The organism is Streptomyces marokkonensis, assembly GCF_039539045.1.
Taxonomy (GTDB): domain Bacteria; phylum Actinomycetota; class Actinomycetes; order Streptomycetales; family Streptomycetaceae; genus Streptomyces; species Streptomyces marokkonensis.
Genome location: NZ_BAABCQ010000058.1, coordinates 1 through 25,365 on the forward strand (window position 1 = coordinate 1; position 25,365 = coordinate 25,365).

Below are 25,365 nucleotides of genomic sequence, written 5' to 3' on the forward strand. Positions count from 1 at the left end.
GTATTCCGCGTCCGAACATCTCCGGACATCCCCGAACGGACGTACGGGCGACTCACGGAGACCGGACATCCGCACAGGAAACACATCCTCTGCTCACAGATTCACCCCGGGCGTTCCGGGGCGCTCCGTCCGGGCCAGGGCGCGGGAGAGCCGGTCGCGTGCCGTCCGGATCGCCTCCGTCAGCCCGTCCGGCTCCAGCACCTCGAAGTCGAATCCCAGCAGCACCACGTGCACCACCATGACGTCCAGGCTCCCGGCGCCGGTGCGCAGGAGGCAGCTTTCCGGGCCCTCCGCCTCCAGCACCCCGGCGGTGGGCGAGACCCGCTCGGCGGCCTCCTGAAGGGGCACCAGCAGCCGGACGACCGCGTGCGTGGCGTACGCGCGCGTGGAGACGCCCTCGGAGACGTAGGCGGCCAGGTCCTCGGCGGGCGGTCGGCGCGGGACGAAGCGGGGACCGTGCGGCGGCTTCGGCGTGACGCGGTCCACCCGGAACGTGCGCCAGTCGGCGCGGTCGAGGTCGAAGGCGACCAGGTACCAGCGGCGCTCGGAGCACACCAGCCGGTACGGCTCGACGGTACGGCGGCTGTCGGTCCCGTCGTGGCCCCGGTACGCGAAGCGCAGCCGCTCCCCGTCACGGCACAGGTTGGCCAGCTCGGTCAGGACACCCGGGTCCACCGACGAGGTCTGGGGGCCGCGCAGCATCGGCACGGTGAAGGCGTTGAGGGCGCCCACGCGGCGCCGCAGCCGGCCCGGCAGCACCTGCTCCAGCTTGGCGAGGGCACGGACGGAGGTCTCGCCGATGCCCTCGATGCCCTGCCCCGCGGCCGTGCGCAGCCCCACGGCGACGGCGACCGCCTCCTCGTCGTCGAGCAGCAGCGGCGGCAGCTCGGCGCCCGCGCCCAGCTGGTACCCGCCACCGGTGCCGGGGCTGGCGTTGACCGGGTAGCCCAGCTCGCGCAGCCGGTCCACGTCCCGGCGCACGGTGCGCGGGGAGACGTTGAGGCGGTCGGCGAGGTCCGGGCCCGACCACTCACGGTGGGCCTGGAGGAGGGAGAGCAGGCGCAGCAGTCGTGCCGAGGTCTCGAGCATGGCGCCGAGTCTGCCAGCGGTTGCGGACAGGACGTGTCCGCGCTCCGCGGTCGCTCCGGGTAGCGGCCCCCCGCGGCCCCGCGGTCCTGGGCGTCCCGCCGTCGTGGGGTTCTGCTGCCGTGAGGGCCCCGCTGTCGTCACAGCTCCAGCGGCGTGACCGAGAGCGACAGGTCGTTGTCACGGGTGTAGTACGGCCCGGCCTGCACGGTGCCGTACGGCGTGTGCACACGCGCCCGTGGATAGGTGAGGAGGGGGTGCTTGTCGGCCACGTCGTCCAGCAGCCGCGCCAGACGCACGGACGGCCCGTGCTCACCGGCGGGCCGCAGCCACAGGTCCCACTCGCCCGGCGTCAGGGTGTCGTAGGGCACGGTGAAGCCGAACTCCGCCCGGTCCGCCGCGACGCCCAGCCGGCGCACACCGCCCTCCGGGGCGCCGGACCGGGCCCGCAGCTCGGCGTGGGCGCCGGGGCCCAGCCGCGCGCCGTACACCCGTCCGCGTACCGTCAGCCCGCCCTCCCCGAGGCGGAGCTCCCCCGCCTCCGCGTGCGGGGCGCGCAGCCAGCTGCGGACGGTGAGGTTGCCCTGCCGGGTGGCGTACGGGATACGGACGGCGACGTGGCCGAGCAGTCCGCCGGGGGTACGGTCGGCGAGGGAGCGCAGGTCGGTGACGCCGGGCACCAGACGCCGCGGCTCGCCGTCGGACACGCGCGCGTAGGCGTCCCAGCGGCCCTCGGGCAGGGCCACGCTGCTGGGCAGCGCGGCGCGCAGCCGGCCTTCGGCAGCCGGGGCGAGCGGCAGGCTGACCGTGTCGTCGGCGGCATCGCTGTCGCGGCGGCGCAGCATGAGGAGGGCCGCGCCGGTGTTCTCGGGCGCGGCGACGTCGAAGGTCAGACCCCCCGCGGAGTCGCCGATGCAGTCGGCGCGCAGCGGGGCGGCCGGTGGGGCCGGCGGCGTCATGCGGTGCGAATCCTCCCTGGGCTTTCTCGTCGTCCGGTTAGACCCGGAACCCCGCCTTCTGGTTGTCCGTGTCCGGTTGCGATGTGGTCACGACCGAGGGCGGGACGGCTCCGACGCGCCGGGTGGAGGCGGAGGAATGCAGCCGTTACCTCGGGTATCAGCCATTTCCGGACACCCACTTCATTCCCTGATTTCCTGATTTGTCGACCAAGCAGCATGGTGATCCGTGACCCGCCGAGGCGCCTCAACGGCCATACGCCGCAACACAGTTGGCGGCACGTGAGCAATGCGGGCCGACGGACGGCCGTGCGCGCCGGATGGTTCGATTCGGTTGGCCATGGGGCGTGACTCCCGCCACGGATCGCCCGTTGTCTTCTGCATGAGCCGGGGACCCGCCCGGACCACGGCCCGGGAGCCACCCGGTCCGGTCACGCACCGCATCCCGAGGGGGCCACCCGTGCCGCGCATGCTCGACGTCAGCGACGACGTACGCGCCGAGATCGGCGACGAAGAAGCCGACCGCCTGCTCGCCGGGGAGTCCGCCCCGGGCAGCTACGACTGCACGTCCTGTCGCACCCCGGGCGACTGCGCGCAGGAGCGCACCAGCACCGTTCTGTTCATCGGGGACGAGACCGCGGTGCTCGCCTTCGCCCACGCCGGGTGTCTGCCCTCACAGGTCGTCAAGGTCACCGAGGAGCAGCTCCAGGGAGCCGTGAAGTCCATCAACTCGGACAACGCCCGCCCCGGACACGCACAGCCCGCGCCCGAACCGGCCGCGCCCGAGGAGATCGCACCCGAGCAGGCCGTGCTCGGCGTCACCAGCGGACTGATCCTGATCGCCGGAGAGCTCCACCCCGCCCTCGTGGTGGAGCCGACCGCCCCCGTCGCACGGCCCGGCACGGCGGGCGCCGGCGACGACTTCCTGCCGCTGCTCATCGAGCAGGGCTTCATGCCGGTCACCGAGCTGTCCACCGCGCCGGCCGTGCTGCACGGCTGGTCGGTACTGCTCGCGATGGGCCAGCTGCACGCGGTGCTCCAGCCGGGGACGAACGGCGGACGGCCGGTGGCCTGGTGGCAGGCGCACCAGCCCCTCCAGGTCACCGAGGGCTGGCGCACGGCGGCCAACAAGCACCAGCAGGTGCTGATGTTCGCGGCGCCCGTCGGCTCGATCGGACGGCAGCCGCGCGAGGACCTGCTGCGGGACGCGCTGGACAAGGCGGCGGCGAACGGCCAGCTGGTCGCCGCCGCGCTGCCGCTGGCCGGAACCTGATCACCGTCCGGGCGGCTGCCGGACGGCCACTGCCCGGGCCGCATCTCTTCCAGCGCGGTGTCGTTTGGACATACGTGTACGCATACGACGCCTTCCACCGCCAGGGCGGCCCCTCGGCCACGCCGATCTACGACGCGCTCTACGCCGAGTACGTCAGGTCCTTCCGATCGCTGCCGGGCGATCGCAGCGGCGAGGAGGAGCTGGGATTCACGGCCTTCCGGAGTATCCCGCGCAGCAGAGGCGCCTACAGCGCCTACAGCGCGGGGGCCCACAGCGCCCGCGTCGGTCAGCAGGCGGTGTGGCAGCGCGTCGGCACGCACCACGTTCCGGCCGCACTGCCACCGGCCCCGCGCAGAGGCGCCTGACAGCGATGTGAGTGATGAGGGAGGGCGCCCCCGGCCGGGGGCGCCCTCCCTCATCACTCACATCGCTCTTGTCACTCTTGTCGCCGTGGCCGCTACTTCTTCTTCGCGCCGCGCTTCTCGCGCACCCGCACCGAGATGTGGATCGGCGTCCCGTCGAAGCTGAACTCCTCGCGCAGCCGGCGCTCGATGAAGCGCCGGTAGCCCGCCTCGATGAAGCCGGAGGCGAAGAGCACGAACCGCGGGGGCTTGGTGCCCGCCTGCGTACCGAACAGGATGCGCGGCTGCTTGCCGCCCCGCACCGGGTGCGGGTGGGCGGCGACCAGCTCGCCGAGGAAGGCGTTCAGCCGGCCCGTCGGGACGCGGGTCTCCCAGCCGGCCAGGGCCGTCTCGATCGCGGGGACCAGCTTCTCCATGTGCCGGCCGGTCTGCGCCGAGACGTTGACCCGCGGCGCCCACGCCACCTGGCCTAGCTCGGTCTCGATCTCCCGCTCCAGGTAGTAGCGGCGCTCCTCGTCGAGGGTGTCCCACTTGTTGTAGGCGACGACGATCGCGCGGCCCGCCTCGACGGCCATGGTGACGATCCGCTGGTCCTGCACCGAGATCGACTCGGAGGCGTCGATGAGGACGACGGCCACCTCCGCCTTCTCGACGGCGGCGGCGGTGCGCAGCGAGGCGTAGTAGTCGGCGCCCTGCTGGAGGTGGACCCGCTTGCGGATGCCCGCCGTGTCGACGAACTTCCAGGTCACGCCGCCCAGCTCGATCAGCTCGTCGACCGGGTCGCGCGTGGTGCCGGCCACCTCGTTGACGACGACCCGGTCCTCGCCCGCCACCTTGTTCAGCAGCGAGGACTTGCCGACGTTGGGACGACCGATCAGCGCGATGCGGCGCGGGCCGCCGACGCCGGTGCCGAAGGTCTGGGCCGGGGCCTCGGGCAGGGCCTCCAGGACCCGGTCCAGCATGTCGCCGGTGCCGCGGCCGTGCAGCGCGGAGACCGGGGACGGCTCTCCCAGCCCCAGCGACCACAGGTAGGCGGCGTCGGCCTCGCCGCTCTGGCCGTCCACCTTGTTGGCGCACAGCACGACGGGCTTGCCGGCCTTGCGCAGCAACCGTACGACCGCCTCGTCGGTGTCGGTGGCGCCGACCTTGGCGTCCACGACGAAGACGACCGCGTCGGCGGCCTCGATGGCGTACTCGGCCTGCGCGGCCACGGAGGCGTCGATGCCGAGGACGTCCTGCTCCCAGCCGCCGGTGTCGACGACCTTGAAGCGGCGGCCGGCCCACTCGGCCTCGTAGGTGACGCGGTCGCGGGTGACGCCGGGCTTGTCCTCGACGACGGCCTCGCGGCGGCCGATGATCCGGTTCACCAGGGTCGACTTGCCGACGTTGGGACGGCCGACGACGGCGAGGACGGGCAGCGGGCCGTGCCCGGCCTCCTCGATCGCGCCCTCGACCTCCTCGGCGTCGAAGCCCTCTTCCGCGGCGAGCTCCATGAACGCCTCGAATTCGGCGTCGCCAAGCGCCCCGTGGTCGTGCTCCTCGCCCGAGCCCTCGGAGTGGATGTGGTCGTTCATGAAGTCCGTACCTCGTTCATCGTGGTGATCGTGGCGCACCCTGCTTCGCCGGGTGGGCCACTACTCAGTGTCGCCTAGCGCCCGGTGAGGCGCCTGGCGTTTTCCAGGTGCGCGGTGAGCTGCTTCTGGATGCGTTCGGTCGCCTCGTCCAAGGCCTTGCGGGTCCGCCGTCCGCTGCCGTCACCCGCGTCGAAAGGGTCACCGAAGACGACGTCGACGCGCGAGCGCAGCGGGGGCAGCGCCTTTATCAACCGTCCGGACCGGCCGGAACTTCCCAGCACCGCGACCGGGACGATCGGGGCGCCGCCGCGGACCGCGAAGTACGCGAGCCCGGCGCGCAGCGCGGCGAAGTCGCCCTCGCCGCGGGTGCCCTCCGGGAAGATGCCCAGCACCCCGCCGTTCTCCAGGACGCCCAGCGCCTGGGTGATGGCGGTGCGGTCGGCGGTCGAGCGGTCCACCTTCAGCTGGCCGATGCCGAGCAGGAAGGGGTCCAGCGGACCGATGAACGCCTCCTTTTTGATCAGGAAGTGCGTCGGCCGGGGCGCCACGCCCATGACCATCGGGCCGTCGACGTTGTGCGAGTGGTTGACGGCGTAGATCACCGGGCCGGCCGCGGGGACCCGCCAGGCGCCCAGCACGCGCGGTCGGAACAGCCCGTACATCAGGCCGACGCCGATGCGCCGCCCGATCTCGGCACCTCTCTCGGAGGGCGCGGAGGGTGCGGTCACTTCCCCGCCCGCTTCTCCTCGACGAGGGTGACGACACACTCGATGACCTGCTGGAGGGTGAGGTCGGTGGTGTCCACCTCGACCGCGTCGTCCGCCTTGGCCAGCGGGGAGGTCTTGCGGCTGGAGTCGGCGGCGTCCCGCTTGATCAGGGCCTCGCGGGTGACGTTGACGTCGGCGCCCTTGAGCTCGCCGCTGCGGCGGGCGGCGCGCGCCTCCGCCGAGGCGGTGAGGAAGATCTTCAGGTCGGCGTCCGGCAGCACGGTCGTCCCGATGTCGCGGCCCTCGACGACGATGCCGAGCCGCGCGGCGGCGGCGATGGTGCGCTGCAACTCGGTGATCCGGGTGCGGATCTCCGGCACGGCGCTGACCGCGCTGACCTTGGCGGTGACCTCCTGGGTGCGGATCGGGCCGGCCACGTCCACGCCGTCGACCGTGATGGTCGGGCCCGCCGGGTCGGTGCCGGAGAGGATCTCGGGCTTGCCGGCCGCGGCGGCGATCGCGTGCGGGTCGTCGGTGTCGATGCCGTTGTTGACCATCCACCACGTGATCGCCCGGTACTGGGCGCCGGTGTCCAGGTAGCTGAGGCCGAGCTGCTCGGCGACGGCCTTCGACGTGCTCGACTTGCCCGTGCCGGAGGGGCCGTCGATGGCGACAATCACGGCCGGGGCGGTCGGGGCGGCGCCGTTTTCCACGAGGGGACACCTTCCTGGTGCGGTGCGGTGAGTGGTGTGCGGGACGCGAACGCGTCCCGCACAAGGTTACTGGCTCTCCGGGGTCCCTCCGACAGTCGCCCGGGGCCTCGGGATCGCCACCGGGATTCCGGGAGTCACTGCCGGATCGCCCAGCCCCGCTCCTTGAGGGCGGCCGTCAGCTCGGAAGCGGCCTTCGGCTCGACCATCAGCTGCACCAGGCCGGCCTGCTGACCGGTCGCGTGCTCGATCCGTACGTCCTCGATGTTGACCCCGGCCCGTCCCGCGTCCGCGAAGATGCGGGCCAGCTGGCCGGGCTGATCGTCGATGAGGACGGCCACGATCTCGTAGACGCGGGGCGCGCTGCCGTGCTTGCCGGGGACCCGCACCTGTCCGGCGTTGCCGCGCCGCAGCACCTCCGCGATGCCGGTGCCGCCCGCACGGCGCTTGTCCTCGTCACAGGACTGAAGGGCGCGCAGGGCCCCGACCGTCTCCTCCAGGTCGGCGGCGACGTCGGTGAGCAGGTCGGCGACCGGCCCGGGGTTGGCGGAGAGGATGTCGATCCACATCCGGGGGTCGGAGGCGGCGATCCGGGTCACGTCGCGGATGCCCTGTCCGCACAGCCGTACGGCGGCCTCCTCGGCGTGCTCCAGACGGGCGGCGACCATGCTGGAGACCAGGTGGGGCATGTGGGAGACGAGGGCCACGGCGCGGTCGTGGGCGTCCGCGTCCATCACCACCGGCACGGCGCGGCAGTGCGAGACCAGTTCCAGGACGAGGTTCAGCACCTCGGTGTCGGTGTCCCGCATCGGGGTCAGCACCCACGGGCGGCCCTCGAAGAGGTCGCCGGTGGCGGCCAGCGGCCCGGCCTTCTCCCGGCCGGACATGGGATGGGTGCCGATGTACGCGGCCAGGTCGAGCCCCCGTGCCTCCAGGTCGCGTAGGGGACCGCCCTTGACGCTGGCCACGTCGATGTACCCGCGGGCGGCGCCCCGCGCCATGGCGTCGGCGAGCACGTCGGCCACCAGGGCCGGCGGGGCGGCGACGATCGCGAGGTCGACCGGACCCTCCGGGTCCCGCTCGGTGCCGGCGCCCAGCGCGGCGGCCGTACGGGCCTGCTCGGGGTCGTGGTCGGCGAGGTGGACGGTGACACCCCGCTGGGTCAGCGCGAGGGCGGCGGAGGTGCCGATGAGTCCGGTGCCGATGACGAGTGCGGTTCTCACTGGGCGATGTCCTTGCGCAGGGCCGCGGCGGCGCCGAGGTAGACGTGGGCGATCTCGGCGCGGGGCCGGTCGGACTCGATGTGGGCGAGGATCCGGACGACGCGGGGCATGGCGCCCGCGATGTCCAGCTCCTGGGCGCAGATCAGCGGGATGTCGGTGATGCCGAGCCCCCGGGCCGCGGCGGCCGGGAAGTCGCTGTGCAGGTCGGGCGTGGCCGTGAACCAGATGCTGATGAGGTCGTCGCCGGTCAGGTCGTTGCGCTCCAGGACGGCGGTCGGCAGCGCCGCGACCCGCTCGTCCATGTGCCCGGCCTCGTCCCGCTCCAGTTGGACGGCGCCCCGGACCGCTCGTACCGCCACGGCGATGCTCCTTGCTGACGTGCGTATCGGTTCTTGGTCCGTCCAGCGTAGTCAGCCCGCCGCGTGCCGGTCCGGGGCGCCCGTCTCCTGAGACGCTGACCCCGGCCGCGGTCCCTCCCCTCCCCCGCATCCCCGGAGTCACGACATGCCCCACAGCCCGACACGCCGTACGGTCCTCCTCTCGACGGGCGCGGCGGCACTCGCCGTGGGCTGCGGCGGAGGCGACGACGGCGACGCCTCGGCCGCGTCCCCCGGTCAGGAGCTGGCGCCGACGAGTGACATCCCGGTCGGCGGCGGCAAGGTCCTCGCGAACGAGAAGATCGTGGTGACCCAGCCGGAGCAGGGCGAGTTCAAGGCGTTCTCGGCGGTCTGCACGCACCAGAACTGCCTCGTGTCGGACGTGCGGGACGGTTCCATCGACTGCGCCTGCCACGGCAGCAGGTTCAGCATCACCGACGGTGCGGTGGAGCAGGGCCCGGCGACCAGGCCGCTGCCCGAGGAGCGGATCACGGTGGACGGAAACTCGGTCCGCCTGGCGTGAGGCGTCCGCGTACGCTCCCGGCATGGAACCCGGGATCCTGGTACGCGACCACACGATCTACGCCTGTGTCATGGGTTCGCGCGCCTTCGGTCTGGCGACGGAGGACAGCGACACCGACCGCCGCGGCGTGTTCCTCGCCCCGACCCCCCTGTTCTGGCGCTTCGAGAAGCCGCCGACGCATGTGGAGGGCCCGGCCGAGGAGCAGTTCAGCTGGGAGCTGGAACGCTTCTGCGAACTGGCCCTGCGCGCCAACCCGAACATCCTGGAGTGTCTGCACTCCCCGCTCGTGGAACACGTGGACGACACGGGACGCGAACTGCTCGCCCTGCGCGACGCGTTCCTCTCCCGCCGGGTCCACACGTCGTTCACCGGGTACGCGCACGGCCAACGCCGCAAGCTGGACGCCGACGTACGCACGCACGGCGCCCCGCGCTGGAAACACGCGATGCACCTGCTGCGGCTGCTGCTGTCCGCCCGCGACCTGCTGCGCACCGGCACGCTCACCATCGACGTCGGTGACCGACGCGAGTCGCTGCTCGCCGTGAAGCGCGGCGAGGTGCCCTGGGCGGAGGTCGAGTCCCGGATGACCCGGCTGGCCGAGGAGGGCGGGGAGGCCGCCCGGCGCGGTCCGCTGCCCGAGGAACCGGACCGGCGCCGGGTCGAGGACTTCCTCGTCCGCACCCGCCGCGCCTCAGCCCTCCGGGCGGGCCCGGCGGATCCGTACGACGAGGTCGTGCGGGGCGTCGCGCCCGGTGGCGGCGCCGGGCAGCGCTGAGGCGGCCCGCGCCTCGTCCGGTACGCCGTGCGGCCGCTGCACGCCGGCCCGCACGCGCGCGGTCGACCCCGGCATCCGGGGCGTGCTCACGCCCGTCCGGGGCGTTCTCACGCTCGGCCCTCCAGGGCGCCGGTCGCGCACTCAGGCGTCCCAGAGCGCTCCGAGGGCGAGCAGGTCGCCCCGGTACTCGATGCGGTCGGCCCACTCGGCCGGCCAGGCGTCGGTGCCCAGGTGCGCGCCCGCGAAGGCGCCCGCGAGGCAGGCGATGGAGTCGGAGTCGCCCGAGGTGCAGGCGCCCCGGCGCAGGGCGGTCAGCGGCTCGTCGACGAAGAGCAGGAAGCAGAGCAGTCCGGCCGCCATCGCCTCCTCGGCGATCCAGCCCTCGCCGACCACCAGGCAGGGGTCGGTCTCCGGCGAGACGGTGCGCACCGCGTGCTGGAGGCGGTCGAGTATCGCCAGACACTCGTCCCAGCCGCGGGCGATGAAGTGCTCGGGCGTGGGGTCCTGGGCGCGGGTCCACAGGTCGCCGAGCCAGCGCTCGTGGTAGCGGGTGCGGTTGTCGTAGGCGTACGACCGCAGCAGCCCGACCAGCCCGGTCGGCTCGGCGCCCTCGCGGAGCAGCCGGACGGCGTGCGCGGTGAGGTCGGAGGCGGCCAGCGCGGTGGGGTGCCCGTGCGTGAGCGCGGACTGCAACTGGGCGGCTCCCGCCCGCTGTTCGTCGCTCAGGCCGGGGACGAGTCCGACCGGCGCGACGCGCATGTTGGCGCCGCAGCCCTTGGAGTGGATCTGGCCGGCGTCCTGCCAGGGGCGGTCCGGCCGCTCCAGGAGACCGCAGGCGGTGAGGCAGGTGTTGCCCGGGGCCCGGTTGTTCTCCGGCGACCGGTTCCAGGCGATGAACTCGCGCCGTACGGGCTCGGCCATCCCTTCGGGCGTCAGGACTCCGCGGTCCATGGCGGTCCGCAGTCCCTTCCCGAGCGCCAGCGTCATCTGGGTGTCGTCGGTGACGATCGCGGGCCGGGGCAGTTCCATCTCCCGCCAGGGGCCGCACTTGGCGAGGATCGCCGGAACGTCGTTGAACTCGGTCGGGAAGCCCAGCGCGTCCCCGAGGGCGAGGCCGGTGAGCGCGCCGGTGGCGGCGCGCTTGGTGACGGTGGTCGTGGTCATGCGGGGCGTCCTTCCCGAGGGGTGCGGAGCAGGGGCGGGTGCAGGGTGGTGGCCGGGCCCGCGCGGTACAGCGCGGCCGGTTTGCCGCGGCCGCCGGTGAGGCGGGCGGCGCCGGGGAGCTGTTCGACGAAGCCCGGGGTGGCGAGGACCTTGCGGCGGAAGTTGGGCCGGTCGAGGGCGGTGCCCCACACGGTCTCGTAGACCTGCCGCAGCTCGCCGAGCGTGAACTCGGCCGGGCAGAAGGCGGTGGCCAGGCAGCTGTACTCCAGCTTGGCGCCGACGCGCTCCCGGGCGTCGGCCAGGATCCGGTCGTGGTCGAAGGCGAGGTCGCGGGCCATCTCTCGGGCGGCGCCCGGTCTCACTCACCGCCCGGCCTCCCGGGACCGCTCCCCCGGTTCGCCTCGCGAGCGGCCTCCCAGATTCAGCCCGCCCAGGTTGTGCACGTATCCGATACCGACCGAGCCCTCACCGGTGGCGTTGACCTGGATGGAACGGGCGGCCTCCGCGGGCCCACGCGCCTCGGCCTCGCGCTCGATCAGGGTGCGCAGGTCGGAGGGCCGGTCGCCGAACCGCTCGTCCAGCCACTTCCCGACCGCCGCGTCCAGGGCCAGCCGGTCGCCCTCCGACAGGTTCTGTATCTGTGCCACCGCCGTGTCGGTCTCGACGTCGCGCGGGTCCTCGGGCCGACGCTCCAGCAGTCGGCCCACGAGTGCCCGTCCCCGTTGCACCACACCGTCCGCCGCCTGGTTCTGCGCCGACTGGACGACTGCTCCGGCGAATCCGGCCGCGGCCGTGGTGATCACAGGGGCGATGGTGTTCGCGGCGGTCAACAACTCCGACATAGGACTCCCCCAGCCCTTGGACAACCGTGCCGTCGCCGAGGCGTGCGCCTACCAACCGCATGACGGGCCGTCACCTCGGTCCGTCCCAGACTACTCGGTAACAACGCTCTGTGGGGCCACGGTTACCGAATGGGAATGCGAGTGACGCGGGTCACCACCGCCGGAGGTGGGGCGACGCGGTCCACGGTCCCGAAACACCGCGGACCGCACTCCCGCCTACAGCTCGACCTCCTGCATCAGCATCCCGACCTCCGTGTTGGACAGCCGGCGCAGCCAGCCCGACTTCTGGTCGCCCAGGGTGATCGGGCCGAAGGCGGTCCGCACCAGCTTGTCGACCGGGAAGCCCGCCTCCGCCAGCATCCGGCGGACGATGTGCTTGCGGCCCTCGTGGAGGGTCACCTCGACCAGGTAGTTCTTGCCGGTCTGCTCCACGACCCGGAAGTGGTCCGCGCGCGCGTACCCGTCCTCCAGCTGGATACCGTCCTTGAGGCGCTTGCCGAGGTCGCGCGGGATCGGGCCCACGATGTGCGCGAGGTAGGTCTTCTTCACGCCGTACCGGGGATGGGTCAGGCGGTGGGCCAGGTCACCGTGGTTGGTGAGCAGGATGACGCCCTCGGTCTCGGTGTCGAGCCGGCCGACGTGGAAGAGCCGGGTCTCACGGTTGGTGACGTAGTCCCCGAGGCACTGCCGGCCGTCCGGGTCCTCCATGGTGGAGACGACACCGGCGGGCTTGTTGAGCGAGAAGAACTGGTACGACTGCGTCGCCACGGTCAGGCCGTCGACCTTGACCTCGTCCTTCTCCGGGTCGACCCGCTTGCCCTGCTCGAGGACGATCTCGCCGTTGACCTCTACCCGGGCCTGCTCGATCAGCTCCTCGCAGGAACGCCGGGAGCCGTAGCCCGCGCGCGCGAGGACCTTCTGCAGCCGCTCACCCTCCTGCTCCGCGCCCGGGAAGGTCTTGGGCGGCCTGACGTCCTTCTTGCCCGCGTACCGTTCGCGGTTGCGCTCCTCGGCCCGTGCCTCGTACTCGCGGGACGTGGCCGGGACCGAGCGTCCCCGCTGCAGGGGTTTCTTCGGCCCGCCCTTGGCACCGCCCCGGGCCGACGGGCCGCGGCCCGACTTCGGGCCCTCGTGGGTGGCACCCGGCCCTACGTCGTAGCGCCGCTCCTCGGGGCGCGGGTTCTTCGGACGGCCGGCGCCCTGCCTGTCGTCGCGGTTGCCACCGGCGCCGCGGGGGTTGCCGCTGCCACCACTGCTCTGGCCGCGGGGGTTACCGCGGCCACCGCTGCTCCCGCCGCGGCCGCCGCTGTTGCCACCACGGCTCCCGCCGTTGTTTCCGCTGCTGTTCCTGCCGCTGCTGCTTCGCATCAAAGTTCCGTATTGTCGTCTGCGTCCTCGGAATCCGGGGCGTCCGGATCGAACGACGGGACCCCTTCCAGTGTCTCGGACTCGATCGCCGCCGCCTCCGGGAGGAAGGGCGCGAGCTCCGGGAGCTCGTCCAGGCCACGCAGGCCCATCCGCTCCAGGAAGTAGTTCGTCGTCCCGTACAGGATCGCACCTGTTTCGGGTTCCGTGCCCGCCTCCTCCACCAGACCCCGTTGCAGGAGGGTGCGCATCACACCGTCGCAGTTCACGCCGCGCACCGCGGAGACGCGGCCGCGACTGACCGGCTGGCGGTAGGCGACCACCGCGAGCGTCTCCAGCGCGGCCTGGGTGAGGCGGGCGTGCCGACCGTCCAGGGCGAAGCCCTCGACGGCCGCGGCGTACTCGGGACGGCTGTAGAAGCGCCAGCCGCCCGCGACCAGGCGCAGCTCGAAGCCGCGGCCCTGGACGGTGTACTCGTCGGCCAGCTCGCGCAGCGCGTCGGCGATCTGCCGCTGGGGCCGCTGGAGTATCCGGGCGAGGTGCTCCTCGGTCGCGGGCTCGTCGACGACCATGAGGACGGCTTCGAGGGCGGGCTTGAGCTCGAGGCCGGGGACGGCCTCCGGACCGCCCACGGCCTCCCGCCCGCCCACCGCCTCCGTGGTCTCCTCACTCACGCCTTCCGCTCCTCCTCCTCGGTCTTCTCCGGCGGCCGGTCGAACTCGTCGGTCACCACCGGCTCGGCGTCCCCGTCCCCGCCCGTCCAGCGCACCTGCAGGTCGCCGAGCGCGGTCTCCTGGTCCAGCTCGACTGCCTTCTCCCGGTACAGCTCCAGCAGGGCGAGGAAGCGGGCTACGACGGTCAGGGTTTCCTCGGTGTCCTCGACCAGGAGGCGGAAACTGGCCTCCCCCAGCTCCTTCAGCCGGGCGACGACGATCCCCGCCTGCTCCTGCACGCTGACCAGGGGCGCGTGGATGTGCTCGACGTAGACCTGAGGCTTGGGCCTGGGCTGCATCGCCTTCACGGCGAGCTTGGCGAAGCCCTCCGGCCCGATGCTGATGACGACCTCGGGCAGCAGCTCGGCGTGGTGGGGTTCCAGGCCGACGGTACGGGGGTGACGACGGGCCTCCGCCTCGAGCCGCTCGTTGAAGATCTCCGCGATCTGTTTGTACGCGCGGTACTGCAGCAGCCGCGCGAAGAGCAGGTCGCGGGCCTCCAGCAGCGCCAGGTCGGCCTCGTCCTCGACCTCGGCGGCGGGCAGCAGCCGGGCCGCCTTAAGGTCGAGCAGCGTGGCCGCGACCACCAGGAACTCGGTCGTCTCGTCGAGGTCCCAGTCCGGCCCCCTCGCCCGGATGTGCGCCATGAACTCGTCGGTCACCTTGGACAGGGCGACCTCGGTGACGTCCATCTTGTGCTTGGAGATCAACTGGAGGAGCAGGTCGAAGGGGCCCTCGAAGTTGGCGAGCCGCACCTTGAAGACACCGTCGCCGCCGTCGTCGGACACGCCCTCGGGGGGCCCGCCGGGCACCTTCGCGGCCTCCGGCGGGCGCTCGGCCCCGCTTCCCGGCGGTCCCGGCGCCGCCCCGACGGTCTCCGACGCCGTGGTGGGCGGCTGTGGCGCGGGCGTGGGCCGAGAGGGTGCCGGAGCGTCCGGCTCCCCCCGCGGCCCGGCCTCCGGGCGGGACTGCTCAGGCTCCGGCTCGGTGGCGGCGCCCGAGGCCGCCTCGGGGATCGAGCCGTCCCATGGCGAGGACGCCGGAACCGCCGCTTCCCGCGGCCCGTCGGGCGTCGCCCGCGCGACCGCGGACCCGGGGAACTCGATGCCGGACGGCGCCGCCTCGGGGCGCTGCGCAACCGGCGGAGCCACCCGCTCTCCCGGTCCTCTCCCCAGCGCACGCCGACGGCCGGCCCGGGCGTCGGGGCGGGGGGTGTCGTTCGAGGTCATGGCCCCCGCAGGCTATCGCTACCGTCCGCGCAGCCGTCGTACGAGGATGCTGGCGTCCCCGCGGGTCTCCAGGTCGGCGAGGACCACGGCGACCGCCTCGCGGACGATGCGGCCCCGGTCGACGGCCAGTCCGTGCTCGCCACGGAGCACCAGGCGGGCGTGCTCCAGGTCCATCAGCTCCTCGGCGGACACGTACACGGTGATCTTCTCGTCGTGGCGCTCACGGCCGCTGGGGCGACGCGAGGGGGACCGTCCGCGCTTGCGCGGCTGGGCAGTGGCAGAACCTTCCTGCGCGCCCGCACCCGGCCCGGAGCCCCGCGCCGAGCGCTCCGCGCCCCGGCTGCGCGACTCGCCCGCCGAGCCCGGTTCCGCGTCCGCCGCGGCGTGCTCCGTGCCCTCGCCGCCCTGCGCGGGCACCGACTGCGGCGCGTCCTCGGCGGCGGCCTGGTCGCTCTCCCCCGCCGGCGCCGGCACCCGGGCTTCGCCGCCCGCCGGTCGCCGCGGGGAGGACGCCTGGAGCGCCGTTCCCCCTGTCGTACGGAAGAGTTCGTCGGCCCCCGGCAGACTCACTCGGCGTGACACCGGGCGAGCACCTCCCTGGCGAGCTGGCGGTAGGCGGCGGCACCGACGGAGTTGGAGGCGTACGTGGTGATCGGCTCACCGGCGACCGTGGTCTCCGGGAAGCGGACCGTGCGCCCGATGACCGTGTGGTAGACGTGGTCGTCGAACGCCTCGACGACACGCGCCAGCACCTCTCGGCTGTGCACCGTGCGCGAGTCGTACATCGTGGCGAGGATGCCGTCGAGCTCCAGGTCGGGGTTGAGCCGCTCCTGGACCTTCTCGATCGTCTCGGTCAGCAGCGCCACACCGCGCAGCGCGAAGAACTCGCACTCCAGCGGCACGATCACCTTGTGCGCGGCCGTCAGCGCGTTGACCGTGAGCAGGCCGAGCGAGGGCTGGCAGTCGATCACGATGTAGTCGTAGTCGTCCATCAGCGGCTTCAGCGCCCGCTGCAGCGTGGACTCGCGCGCGACCTCGCTCACCAGCTGCACCTCGGCCGCCGACAGGTCGATGTTGCTGGGCAGCAGGTCCATGTTGGGGACCGCGGTCTTCAGCAGTACCTCGTCGGCCGCCATGCCCCGCTCCATGAGCAGGTTGTAGACGGTGAGGTCGAGCTCCATCGGGTTGACGCCGAGACCGACCGACAGCGCGCCCTGCGGGTCGAAGTCGACGAGCAGCACCCGGCGTCCGTACTCGGCGAGCGCGGCACCCAGGTTGATGGTCGACGTGGTCTTGCCGACGCCGCCCTTCTGGTTGCACATCGCGATGATCTTCGCGGGGCCGTGATCGGTCAGCGGGCCCGGGATCGGGAAGTAGGGCAGCGGACGCCCGGTCGGACCGACGCGCTCACGACGCTGACGGGCCGCGTCGGGCGCGAGCGTGGCGGCGTACTCGGGATCGGGCTCGTACTCCGCGTCCGGGTCGTAGAAGTGCCCCTCGGGCAGTTCGTCGTAGTCGGCGAAGTGGTTGCGGGACGCGCCACTTCCGTTGCCGGCCATGGCGTTCACGTGTTGGCCATCCATACTCATGTGTGCTGTCTGAGTTGCCTGCGGACTCTGGTGGGCTGCGAAGGTGCGTACAGCGACGGAGCCGACAGCCTCGAGACGCCCGGGGCTGTGGACCCGCGCAGGCATTCCTGGTTGACCACCCCCGGGAGTAAATGTCGACTCATTCACAAGTCGTCTTACCTCCTTGGTGACCAGGAAACTTCTAGACAGGTCAGCGTGGCACCATGCCGACGTTCGGCGACTCTATGGCGTGTCGGCCGTCCGCAGCAACACAATCCGCCGGACCCGGCCTGATGTGTCGGCGATAAAACACCCCTCTGTCAAGGGCGTAGGACCGTCGCACAGCAGGTTTCACCGGTGCGCGAATCGGTTGAAGCGTTACGTTCGAGGCGAGTTGGCCGAGAATCGCAAAGTGACCATACACACACCCGGCCGGACTTTGTCGGGCAAGGTCCGGCCGGGTGTGCCGGGTTGACGGCGGCTGTTGACGTATCGCCTTTTCCTGTCGGTGACTTAGCCGACTTACCGGCCGTCACCGACGGCCGACGGCCGAGGGTGGCTCGTGCGGAGCCTCAGGCGAGCAGGGAGGCCAACTCAACGTGCTCCAGGCCGTGCGCCTGGGCGACCTCCTTGTGAACGACCTTGCCGTCATGGGTGTTGAGACCCTTGGCCAGCGCGGGGTCGCGGCGCAGCGCCTCGGCCCAGCCGCGGTTCGCCAGCTCCACGATGTACGGCAGCGTGGCGTTGGTCAGCGCGTAGGTGGAGGTGTTCGGCACCGCGCCGGGCATGTTGGCGACGCAGTAGAAGACCGAGTTGTGGACCGGGAAGGTCGGTTCGGCGTGCGTGGTCGGGTGGGAGTCCTCGAAGCAGCCGCCCTGGTCGATCGCGATGTCGACAAGAACACTCCCGGGCTTCATCCGGGACACCAGGTCGTTGGTGACCAGCTTCGGCGCCTTGGCGCCCGGGATCAGCACGGCGCCGATCACCAGGTCCGCCTCCAGGCAGGCCTTCTCCAGCTCGAAGGCGTTGGAGACGACGGTCTGGATCTTCGTGCCGAAGACCCTGTCGGCTTCCTTGAGCTTGTTGATGTCCTTGTCGAGCAGGGTCACGTGGAAGCCCATACCGATGGCGATCTGCGCCGCGTTCCAGCCGGAGACGCCGCCGCCGATGACGACGGCCCTGCCCGCCAGCACACCGGGGACGCCGCCCGGCAGCACACCGCGGCCGCCGTTGGCGGCCATCAGGTGGTAGGCGCCGACCTGGGGGGCCAGCCGACCCGCGACCTCGGACATCGGAGCCAGCAGCGGTAGCGCGCGGCTGGGCAGTTCGACCGTCTCGTAGGCGATCGCGGTGGTGCCGGACTCGACGAGCGCGTCCGTGCACTCCTTGGATGCGGCCAGGTGCAGGTAGGTGAAGAGCGTCTGGTCCTTGCGGAGGCGGTGGTACTCCTCCGCGACCGGCTCCTTGACCTTCAGCACCAGGTCGGCGGTGGCCCAGACCTCGTCGGCGGTGTCGAGTATCCGCGCACCGGCGGCGACGTACTCGGCGTCCGGGATCGAGGAGCCGACACCGGCCTCACGCTCGATGACGACCTGGTGACCGTGGCGCACCAGCTCGTGCACGCCGGCGGGGGTGATGGCCACCCGGAACTCGTTGTTCTTGACCTCGCGGGGGATACCGACCTTCACGTCGATCACGGTCCTTGGCTCAGAGGATGGGGCTATTGGTACACATACCCGCGCACACGTGGGCACAACGGGAGAGACCGCAAGAACGTGCGGCAGAGCCAGTCTAATGAAGGTGTTCCCTCTGTCCAGCCTTTCAAAGCATCAATCTTCGGATGATGCGCCGCGGATTTCACAGGCTTCCACAGGATCTTCCTTCAACATGTGATCCGCCGTGCTCCGGTGCAGGCCGGCCGCCGTGTGATCGCCGAGGCGATCGAGCGTGTCGGCCAGCCGCAGGTGCAGGGCGGCCTGGAGCCGGCCGTCGTCGGCCCGGCGGGCCCAGTCGACGGCCTCCTGGCAGGTGCGCAGCGACTCCTCGGGACGTCCGGCGTACTCCTGGACGCGGGCCAGTTCGCTCAGCGCCCGCGCGTGCGCGGCCACGTCGCCCGCCCTGCGGTACCCGGCGACGGCGGCGCGCCAGCACCGCAGCGCCTCGCCGTAGCGGCCCGCGTAGGTGTGGGCGGTGGCGATGCGGCCGTAGACCCGGGCGGCGTCGGCGCCCTCGCTGCGGGCGAGCCGCTGGGCGAGGGCCCGGCCGAACCAGTCGGCGGCCCGGTCGTAGTCGCCGAGCTCCAGGTGGGCGCCGCCCACGGATTCCATCGCGCGGCCGGTCGCGTACGGGTCGTTCGCCTCGCGTCCGGCGTCCAGCGCGGCACGGTAGCGCACCAGCGCCTCGGCGGTACGGCCGGTGCGGGCGTCCAGGTCGGCCAGGTTCAGCAGCGCCGCCGCCTTCTCCCGGGGCAGCTCACGGCGCTCGGCCACGTCGAGGACGAGGCGGTGGACGCCGTACAGGTCGGGTGCCGCCGCCTGGGTGCCGAAGTGCGCGACCATGGCCCGCACCAGCTGGGACAGCAGCCTCCGGGCGAGGGTGTCCAGCTCCCCGTCGGCGACCGCGAGCCGGGCCGCTGCCAGCAGGGCCGGCCGGCGGACCCGCAGCCAGTCGGCGGCGGCCCTCGGCGTCGGGAAACGCAGGGCACGCGGCATGCCGAGGAGCTTCTCGCGGGCCTGCGGGCTGTCGGTCTCGGTGACCGCCCGGCAGGACTGGAGCAGCCGTACCGTCCGCTCCAGCATGCGGGCGCGGGCGAGCTGGAGCTCGGCGGGCCGGTCATGGGTCTCGGCGAGGGCCGCCAGCCGGCCGTGCAGGCACCCGGGCACCTGGTACTCGGGCAGCGGGGAGTCGACCGCGCGCAGTATGCCGAGGGCGACGAAGTCGTCCAGGGTGGTGCGGGCGCCGTTCACGGAGCAGCCGGCCAGCGCGGAGGCGGTGTGCGGGTCGACCATCCCGGCGGGGGCGAGGGAGAGCAGCCGCAGTATCCGGGCGGCGGTGCTGGGCAGCGAGGCGTAGGTGAGGCGGAAGACTCGGCTGAGCGGCGTCCCCTCGTCACCCTCCGTGTGCACGTGCTTGGCGAGGTCGGCGACGGCCGCCTGGGGGCGGGCGGCGAGCCAGCCGCCGGCCAGGGTCAGCGCGGCGGGCTGGGCCTGGCAGACCTCGACCAGCTGCTCGGCGGCCCGGGGGTCGACGGTGATGCGGACCGAGCCGGTGTAGCGGGACAGCAGTTCCACGGCGGACTTGGTGTCCAGGCCCCCCAGCGTGCAGGGGCGGACGTCGGCGATGCCGGTCAGCGGACCCCCGGCGACGGCCACGGCCAGGCAGTCCGGGGTGTCCGGCAGCAGGGCGTCGACCTGCTCGGCGTCGGCGGCGTCGTCGAGCAGGAGCAGGACCTTGCGGTCGGCGAGGGCGGTGCGCAGGGCCCAGGTGAGGTCTTCCTCGCCGGCACCGGGCGGGGCCGGCGCGTCCAGCTCGGTGAGCAGTTCCCGGGCGAGCCGCCCGACGGGCACGCGGGTGCCGTCCGATTCGCTCAGCCGGACGCGCAGCACCCCGTCGGGGTAACCGTCCGCGACCTGCGCGACCAGCTCCTCGGCGAGCGCGGTGCGGCCGGAGCCGGGCCGGCCCGCGATGAGCAGCACGCGTGCGCGGGGGGCCTTGCGGCCGGAAAGGGTGTCCAGGCCCGCACGCTCGATGTCGGCGCGCAGCTCCTTCAACTCCCGGGTGCGGCCCAGGAACCGATTCTCCTCAGCAGGGTCCCCCGACAGCCGTACGCCGTCCGTGTCCACCGCCTGATCCGTCACGGGCCACACTCCCGATCCCACCGCACGCCGGCGCCCGCCGGAACCCCGGTTCGGGCGTTTCCAGAGCCTAGTTCACGCTCTGCTACGTTCCCGGCGGAGCGCGGCGGGCACATCCCTCGATCGGATCAACCGATGGTCACACCGTGCCGGATCCGGGGGTGGGTCAGGCCTCGAACGGGCGCGCCGGCCACGGCGCCTGAGCGGGGCGGAGGGTGTCGAGCCCGTCGCCCTGCTCCGCCGCGACCAGCGACAGCACGCCCACGACCAGGCAGTTGTTGTGCAGCTCGCCCGCGAGCACGCCCCGGACCAGGTCCGCGACGGGCACCCGAGCCAGCTCCATGTCGGCCTCTTCGTCCTCGACCTCGAAGCGCTCGCCCCCGACCTCGGACAGGTTCCGGGCGAGGAAGATCCGTACGGCCTCGTCGCAGCCGCCCGGGGTGGTGTAGACGTCGGTCAGCACCCGCCAGTCCTCGGCCTTGACGTGCGCCTCCTCGTACAGCTCGCGCTGCGCGGCGTGCAGCGGGTTCTCGCCGGGGACGTCGAGCAGACCCGCCGGGATCTCCCACAGCTTCTCGCGCACGGGGTGCCGGTACTGCCGGATGACCAGGACCCGTCCCTCGCCGTCCAGGGCGAGGACGGCCACGGAGCCGGGGTGGACCTGGTAGTCGCGGGCCGACACGGAACCGTCGGGCATGACCACGTCATCCGTGCGGACGGAGGTCTTCCTACCCCGGAAGGGTGTCTGGGTGCCCCGGACCTCCCACTCCTCGGGGATGTCCTTGATCGTGCTGCCCGTCATGCCTGACCTGCCCTTCCAGACGTACGCGAAAAGCCGGGGCCCGCGCCGTCGAATGCGCGCGCCCCGGCCACCGTACAACTGGTGTGTTACTTCGCCGTCTTCCGCGTCTTCCGCTCGACCGCGGCCTTGACCAGCCCGGCGAAGAGCGGGTGCGGGCGGGTCGGGCGCGAGCGCAGCTCCGGGTGCGCCTGCGTGGCGACCAGGTAGGGGTGGACGTCGCGCGGGTACTCGACGTACTCGACGAGCTTGCCGTCCGGCGAGGTGCCCGAGAAGACGATGCCCGTCTTCTTCTCCAGCTCCGCGCGGTAGGCGTTGTTCACCTCGTAGCGGTGGCGGTGCCGCTCCTCGACGTACTCCTTGCCGTCGTAGACCTCCCGCACGATGGAGCCCTCGGCCAGCTTGGCCGGGTACATGCCGAGCCGCATGGTGCCGCCCATGTCGCCCTCACCGGCCACGATGTCCAGCTGCTCGGCCATCGTGGAGATGACCGGGTGGCCGGTGGCCGGGTCGAACTCGGTGGAGTTGGCGTCCGTGATGCCGGCCAGGCTGCGCGCGGCCTCGACCACGATGCACTGCAGGCCCAGGCAGAGGCCGAGGAGCGGGATCCTGTTCTCGCGGGCGTACTTGATCGCGCCGACCTTGCCCAGCACACCGCGGTCGCCGAAACCGCCCGGGATGCAGATCGCGTCGACGTCACCGAGCTGTGCCTTGGCACCGGCCGGGGTCTTGCAGTCGTCGGACGTGACCCACTTGATCTTCACGCGGGCCTTGTTGGCGAAGCCGCCCGCGCGCAGCGCCTCGGTCACCGACAGGTAGGCGTCGGGCAGGTCGATGTACTTGCCGACCAGGGCCATGGTGATCTCGTGGTCGGGGTTGTGGACGCGGTCGAGCAGGTCGTCCCAGGTCGTCCAGTCCACGTCGCGGAACGGCAGGTCCAGCTTGCGGACCACGTAGGCGTCCAGGCCCTCGGTGTGGATGACCTTGGGGATGTCGTAGATCGAGCGGGCGTCGGGGCAGGCCACCACGGCGGCCTCGTCGACGTCGCACATCAGGGAGATCTTGCGCTTGATCGCGGTCGGCACCTCGCGGTCGCAGCGCAGCACGATCGCGTCCGGCTGGATACCGATGTTGCGCAGCGCCGCGACCGAGTGCTGGGTCGGCTTCGTCTTCAGCTCGCCGGACGGACCGATGTACGGCAGGAGCGAGATGTGGACGACGAAGACGTTGTCGCGGCCGACCTCGTGCCTCACCTGGCGGACGGTCTCCAGGAACGGCAGCGACTCGATGTCGCCGACCGTGCCGCCGACCTCGGTGATCACGACGTCCACCTCGTCCGTCGCCATGCGGCGGATGCGGTGCTTGATCTCGTTGGTGATGTGCGGGATGACCTGGACCGTGTCGCCCAGGTACTCGCCGCGCCGCTCCTTGGCGATCACCGTGGAGTACACCTGGCCGGTGGTGACGTTGGCGGAGCCGTCGAGGTCGCGGTCGAGGAAACGCTCGTAGTGGCCGATGTCCAGGTCGGTCTCGGCGCCGTCGTTGGTGACGAACACCTCACCGTGCTGGAAGGGGTTCATCGTGCCAGGGTCGACATTGAGGTACGGGTCGAGCTTCTGCATCACGACGCGCAGACCCCGTGCCTTGAGCAGCATGCCGAGGCTGGAGGCGGTAAGCCCCTTGCCGAGCGAGGAGGCGACACCCCCGGTGACGAAAATGTGCTTGGTCGTCGAGGCTGTGCTGTTTCGGAAAACAGAGGGCGGCATGGCCAAGAGGGGGCTCCCGTGGTCGCGGTCTGGGGTGCGCTGCGCTCGTCGTCCGACCCGGTCGTCCCGGGTTTTCGTCGGCGGCGCCGTCGCTGCGGTTCCGGGGTTCTTCTCCCACCGGTCCACGGGCTACCAGCGTATCAGCGCCTCGGGGCTGCGGCTTCCGGCCACCCTCCGCGCACGCTCGGCGACCCAGACGCGCGGCTCACCGTTTCGGCACGCGATGGTCACCCTTTCGGCGGACTCGGGTTGTCTTCGGCGGACCCGGGTTGTCCGGAGCGGCACACAGATCATCTACGTGCGTCGTATCCTGCTCGGACGTTCGCTGCCGAGCCCGCCCGGCGACATGGCACCACCCCCGCCCCGTCAGCACCGGAACAACGAAGGCTCGTCGGTTCGTGGCGACAACTGTCGCTCGCGGCACGGCGTTGGCGACAATTGTCGTGTGCGGCGCAGCGTTTGGCTTAGTGGCCGAACGGCTGCTTTGCTTCATGACTCAACGACGCATGACACACCCCTTGACCGCACCAGCGACCGCCCCCATGTGGGGTGACGTGGCCGTTCGACTGGAGTTGCACGTGGCCGGGCGCATCGAAGACTACGCACTCATCGGAGACATGCAGACCGCCGCCCTGGTCTGCCGGGACGGCACAGTCGACTGGCTGTGCCTGCCCCGCTTCGACTCGCATGCCATCTTCGCCGGTCTGCTCGGCACCGGGGAACACGGCTTCTGGCGGATGGGCCCCGCCCATGCCCCCGGCGCCGAACCGCCCACCGCGGTCCGGCGGACCTACCGCGGCGACTCACTGATCCTGGAGTCCGAGTGGGACACTCCGCGCGGCACGGTCCGGGTGACCGATTTCATGCCGCCGCGCGACGGCGCGCCGCAGGTGATCCGGATCGTGGAGGGCGTCTCCGGCCGGGTGCCGATGCGCTCGGAGCTGCGGATGCGGTTCAGCTACGGCCGCGTGGTCCCATGGGTGCACAAGCACGAGGGCCGTACGGTGGCCGTCGCGGGCCCCGACTCCGTGTGGTTCGACACGGAGGCCGAGACCTACGGCAAGGCGCTCACCACGTACGCGGACTTCACGGTCACCCCGGGTGACCGGGTCGCGTTCACCATCTCGTGGGAGCCCTCGCACAAGGAGCCGCCGCCGCTGCCGGAGCCGGAACAGTCCCTGGAGGCGACGGAGGACTTCTGGCGCGACTGGGTCGAGCACTGCACGTACCACGGGCCCTACCGGGAGGCCGTGGTCCGCTCCCTGATCACACTCAAAGCCCTGACGTACGCCCCCACCGGCGGCATCGTCGCCGCGCCCACCACCTCCCTGCCGGAGGACATCGGCGGCGTCCGCAACTGGGACTACCGCTACACCTGGCTGCGCGACGCGGCGATCACCCTCTCCTCGCTGCTGCGCACCGGCTACCGCGAGGAGGCCCGCGCCTGGCGCGAGTGGCTGCTGCGCGCGGTCGCCGGCGACCCGGAGAACCTGCAGATCATGTACGGCATCGCCGGTGAGCGCGAGCTCGGCGAGGCGGAGCTGGACTGGCTGCCCGGCTACGAGAACTCCACACCGGTCCGGGTCGGCAACGGCGCCGCGCACCAGCTCCAACTGGATGTCTACGGCGAGGTCACCGAGGCCCTGCACCTGGCCCACATGACGGGTCTGTCCCGCAACGACTACGCCTCGGTGCTCCAGATCAAGCTGATCCGCTACCTGGAGGACCACTGGCAGGAGCCGGACGAAGGCATCTGGGAGGTGCGCGGCCCGCGCCGTCACTTCGTGCACTCCAAGGTCATGGCCTGGGTCGCCGTGGACCGCACCATCAAGCTGATCGAGTCCGGCGACGCCGACGGCCCGCTGGAGCGCTGGAAGCAGCTCCGAGAGGACATCCACCGGGACGTGTGCGAGAAGGGCTACGACAAGGAACGCAACACCTTCACACAGTCCTACGGCTCCCGGGAGCTGGACGCCTCGCTGCTGCTGATCCCTCAGATGGGCTTCCTGCCGCCGGACGACAAGCGGGTCATCGGCACCATCGAGGCCATCCAGCGCGAGCTGTCCACGTCGGACGGCTTCATCCTGCGCTACCCGACGGAGGGCGGCAACGAGGGCGTCGACGGCCTGCCCGGCGACGAGGGCGCCTTCCTCGCCTGCTCGTTCTGGATGGCCGACGACCTGGCGATGATCGGCCGCGTGGACGAGGCCCGCAGGCTCTTCGAGAAACTCCTCTCCCTCCGCAACGACCTGGGCCTCCTGGCCGAGGAATGGGACCCCCGTCTCCAACGCCAGGTCGGCAACTTTCCCCAGGCCTTCAGCCACGTACCGCTGATCGACACGGCACTGCGACTGACGGCGAGCGGGGCGTACGGAGGCTGACGGACCTGACTGCCCGCAGCCGCCACCCGCTGCCGCTGCGGGCAGTCACGCGCGTAGCTGCGGGCGGTCGTGCCGCCCCAGCGGCACGGGTGGGCGCAGCGGCACCCCGTAAGCGCGG

At 72.1% G+C, this 25,365-nt stretch carries 23 protein-coding genes and 1 pseudogene; 5 read left to right on the plus strand and 19 right to left on the minus strand.

Annotated features, from left to right (window positions below):
* Window positions 1–93 precede the first annotated feature (93 nt).
* Together ABEA26_RS16535 and ABEA26_RS16540 are read right to left on the minus strand one after the other, a co-directional pair.
* Complete coding sequence (locus ABEA26_RS16535; RefSeq protein ID WP_425587851.1) at window positions 94–1,089, minus strand: helix-turn-helix transcriptional regulator; 996 nt, start codon at window positions 1,087–1,089, stop codon at window positions 94–96.
* Between the two features lie 137 nt (window positions 1,090–1,226).
* Complete coding sequence (locus tag ABEA26_RS16540) at window positions 1,227–2,045, minus strand: hypothetical protein (protein ID WP_345593113.1); 819 nt, start codon at window positions 2,043–2,045, stop codon at window positions 1,227–1,229.
* Between the two features lie 457 nt (window positions 2,046–2,502).
* Here ABEA26_RS16540 and ABEA26_RS16545 point away from each other — a divergent pair, with 457 nt between their 5' ends.
* Both ABEA26_RS16545 and ABEA26_RS16550 read left to right on the plus strand, forming a co-directional pair.
* A complete protein-coding gene (locus ABEA26_RS16545; RefSeq protein WP_345593115.1) occupies window positions 2,503–3,315 on the plus strand; it encodes a hypothetical protein in 813 nt (270 codons plus the stop codon).
* A 74-nt stretch (window positions 3,316–3,389) separates the two neighbouring features.
* Entirely contained in the window at window positions 3,390–3,680 is a 291-nt protein-coding gene (locus ABEA26_RS16550; protein ID WP_345593116.1) for a hypothetical protein, read from the plus strand.
* A 92-nt stretch (window positions 3,681–3,772) separates the two neighbouring features.
* Here the strand turns inward: ABEA26_RS16550 and der are convergent, their stop codons facing one another.
* The 5 genes from der to aroH all read right to left on the minus strand — a co-directional run bounded on the left by der (window position 3,773) and on the right by aroH (window position 8,250).
* Window positions 3,773–5,251 (minus strand): ribosome biogenesis GTPase Der, encoded by a 1,479-nt coding sequence (gene der, locus ABEA26_RS16555; RefSeq protein WP_345593117.1) that lies wholly within the window; start codon window positions 5,249–5,251, stop codon window positions 3,773–3,775.
* 74 nt (window positions 5,252–5,325) lie between these two features.
* On the minus strand, window positions 5,326–5,979 hold the full coding sequence (locus ABEA26_RS16560) for a lysophospholipid acyltransferase family protein (protein WP_345593119.1): 654 nt from the start codon (window positions 5,977–5,979) through the stop codon (window positions 5,326–5,328).
* A complete protein-coding gene (gene cmk / locus ABEA26_RS16565; protein ID WP_345593120.1) occupies window positions 5,976–6,671 on the minus strand; it encodes a (d)CMP kinase in 696 nt (231 codons plus the stop codon). The genes ABEA26_RS16560 and cmk overlap by 4 nt, the downstream gene beginning before the upstream one ends.
* A gap of 134 nt (window positions 6,672–6,805) precedes the next feature.
* Window positions 6,806–7,891, minus strand: coding sequence for a prephenate dehydrogenase (locus ABEA26_RS16570; protein WP_345593122.1), 1,086 nt, complete (start codon window positions 7,889–7,891; stop codon window positions 6,806–6,808).
* Complete coding sequence (gene aroH, locus ABEA26_RS16575) at window positions 7,888–8,250, minus strand: chorismate mutase (protein ID WP_345593124.1); 363 nt, start codon at window positions 8,248–8,250, stop codon at window positions 7,888–7,890. Before aroH ends, ABEA26_RS16570 begins: the two co-directional genes overlap by 4 nt.
* A 145-nt stretch (window positions 8,251–8,395) precedes the next feature.
* Between aroH and ABEA26_RS16580 the strand changes: the two genes are divergently transcribed.
* Both ABEA26_RS16580 and ABEA26_RS16585 read left to right on the plus strand, forming a co-directional pair.
* On the plus strand, window positions 8,396–8,791 hold the full coding sequence (locus tag ABEA26_RS16580; protein WP_345593125.1) for a Rieske (2Fe-2S) protein: 396 nt from the start codon (window positions 8,396–8,398) through the stop codon (window positions 8,789–8,791).
* Between the two features lie 22 nt (window positions 8,792–8,813).
* Entirely contained in the window at window positions 8,814–9,566 is a 753-nt protein-coding gene (locus tag ABEA26_RS16585; RefSeq protein WP_345593127.1) for a nucleotidyltransferase domain-containing protein, read from the plus strand.
* Window positions 9,567–9,707: 141 nt separating this feature from the next.
* Here the strand turns inward: ABEA26_RS16585 and ABEA26_RS16590 are convergent, their stop codons facing one another.
* From ABEA26_RS16590 to pyrG, 12 genes and pseudogenes are all read right to left on the minus strand, one after another.
* Complete coding sequence (locus ABEA26_RS16590) at window positions 9,708–10,730, minus strand: ADP-ribosylglycohydrolase family protein (protein WP_345593129.1); 1,023 nt, start codon at window positions 10,728–10,730, stop codon at window positions 9,708–9,710.
* A pseudogene (locus tag ABEA26_RS16595) lies at window positions 10,727–11,071 on the minus strand (NUDIX hydrolase); the annotation flags it as partial. The pseudogene ABEA26_RS16595 and the gene ABEA26_RS16590, both read right to left, overlap by 4 nt.
* Before the next feature lie 21 nt (window positions 11,072–11,092).
* Window positions 11,093–11,572, minus strand: coding sequence for a hypothetical protein (locus ABEA26_RS16600; RefSeq protein WP_345593130.1), 480 nt, complete (start codon window positions 11,570–11,572; stop codon window positions 11,093–11,095).
* A 216-nt stretch (window positions 11,573–11,788) separates the two neighbouring features.
* Window positions 11,789–12,940: a pseudouridine synthase gene (locus ABEA26_RS16605; protein WP_345593131.1), complete on the minus strand. Its 1,152-nt coding sequence runs from the start codon at window positions 12,938–12,940 to the stop codon at window positions 11,789–11,791.
* Complete coding sequence (gene scpB / locus ABEA26_RS16610) at window positions 12,940–13,611, minus strand: SMC-Scp complex subunit ScpB (RefSeq protein WP_425587852.1); 672 nt, start codon at window positions 13,609–13,611, stop codon at window positions 12,940–12,942. Before scpB ends, ABEA26_RS16605 begins: the two co-directional genes overlap by 1 nt.
* On the minus strand, window positions 13,608–14,879 hold the full coding sequence (locus ABEA26_RS16615) for a segregation and condensation protein A (RefSeq protein WP_345593133.1): 1,272 nt from the start codon (window positions 14,877–14,879) through the stop codon (window positions 13,608–13,610). Before ABEA26_RS16615 ends, scpB begins: the two co-directional genes overlap by 4 nt.
* 18 nt (window positions 14,880–14,897) lie before the next feature.
* Window positions 14,898–15,461 carry a hypothetical protein gene (locus ABEA26_RS16620; protein WP_345593134.1) on the minus strand — a complete coding sequence of 188 codons (564 nt, stop codon included), beginning with the start codon at window positions 15,459–15,461 and terminating at the stop codon, window positions 14,898–14,900.
* Entirely contained in the window at window positions 15,446–16,573 is a 1,128-nt protein-coding gene (locus tag ABEA26_RS16625) for a ParA family protein (protein WP_345593135.1), read from the minus strand. The genes ABEA26_RS16620 and ABEA26_RS16625 overlap by 16 nt, the downstream gene beginning before the upstream one ends.
* A 446-nt stretch (window positions 16,574–17,019) precedes the next feature.
* Entirely contained in the window at window positions 17,020–18,144 is a 1,125-nt protein-coding gene (gene ald, locus ABEA26_RS16630) for an alanine dehydrogenase (protein ID WP_345593136.1), read from the minus strand.
* Window positions 18,145–18,276: 132 nt separating this feature from the next.
* On the minus strand, window positions 18,277–20,304 hold the full coding sequence (locus ABEA26_RS16635; protein ID WP_345593137.1) for a tetratricopeptide repeat protein: 2,028 nt from the start codon (window positions 20,302–20,304) through the stop codon (window positions 18,277–18,279).
* A gap of 163 nt (window positions 20,305–20,467) precedes the next feature.
* Window positions 20,468–21,103: an NUDIX domain-containing protein gene (locus ABEA26_RS16640; RefSeq protein ID WP_345593138.1), complete on the minus strand. Its 636-nt coding sequence runs from the start codon at window positions 21,101–21,103 to the stop codon at window positions 20,468–20,470.
* Between the two features lie 86 nt (window positions 21,104–21,189).
* On the minus strand, window positions 21,190–22,866 hold the full coding sequence (gene pyrG, locus ABEA26_RS16645) for a CTP synthase (RefSeq protein WP_345593140.1): 1,677 nt from the start codon (window positions 22,864–22,866) through the stop codon (window positions 21,190–21,192).
* Window positions 22,867–23,444: 578 nt separating this feature from the next.
* Here pyrG and ABEA26_RS16650 point away from each other — a divergent pair.
* On the plus strand, window positions 23,445–25,247 hold the full coding sequence (locus ABEA26_RS16650) for a glycoside hydrolase family 15 protein (RefSeq protein ID WP_345593160.1): 1,803 nt from the start codon (window positions 23,445–23,447) through the stop codon (window positions 25,245–25,247).
* Window positions 25,248–25,365: the final 118 nt, after the last annotated feature.

Bases quoted from the DNA above. Each gene is read 5' to 3' on its own strand.
- ABEA26_RS16535 (WP_425587851.1), bottom strand. From the start codon at position 1,089: ATGCTCGAGACCTCGGCACGACTGCTGCGCCTGCTCTCCCTCCTCCAG.
- ABEA26_RS16540 (WP_345593113.1), bottom strand. From the start codon at position 2,045: ATGACGCCGCCGGCCCCACCGGCCGCCCCGCTGCGCGCCGACTGCATC.
- der (WP_345593117.1), bottom strand. From the start codon at position 5,251: ATGAACGACCACATCCACTCCGAGGGCTCGGGCGAGGAGCACGACCAC.
- ABEA26_RS16580 (WP_345593125.1), top strand. From the start codon at position 8,396: ATGCCCCACAGCCCGACACGCCGTACGGTCCTCCTCTCGACGGGCGCG.
- ABEA26_RS16585 (WP_345593127.1), top strand. From the start codon at position 8,814: ATGGAACCCGGGATCCTGGTACGCGACCACACGATCTACGCCTGTGTC.
- ABEA26_RS16590 (WP_345593129.1), bottom strand. From the start codon at position 10,730: ATGACCACGACCACCGTCACCAAGCGCGCCGCCACCGGCGCGCTCACC.
- ABEA26_RS16600 (WP_345593130.1), bottom strand. From the start codon at position 11,572: ATGTCGGAGTTGTTGACCGCCGCGAACACCATCGCCCCTGTGATCACC.
- ABEA26_RS16605 (WP_345593131.1), bottom strand. From the start codon at position 12,940: ATGCGAAGCAGCAGCGGCAGGAACAGCAGCGGAAACAACGGCGGGAGC.
- ABEA26_RS16615 (WP_345593133.1), bottom strand. From the start codon at position 14,879: ATGACCTCGAACGACACCCCCCGCCCCGACGCCCGGGCCGGCCGTCGG.
- ABEA26_RS16625 (WP_345593135.1), bottom strand. From the start codon at position 16,573: ATGCCTGCGCGGGTCCACAGCCCCGGGCGTCTCGAGGCTGTCGGCTCC.
- ABEA26_RS16640 (WP_345593138.1), bottom strand. From the start codon at position 21,103: ATGACGGGCAGCACGATCAAGGACATCCCCGAGGAGTGGGAGGTCCGG.
- pyrG (WP_345593140.1), bottom strand. From the start codon at position 22,866: ATGCCGCCCTCTGTTTTCCGAAACAGCACAGCCTCGACGACCAAGCAC.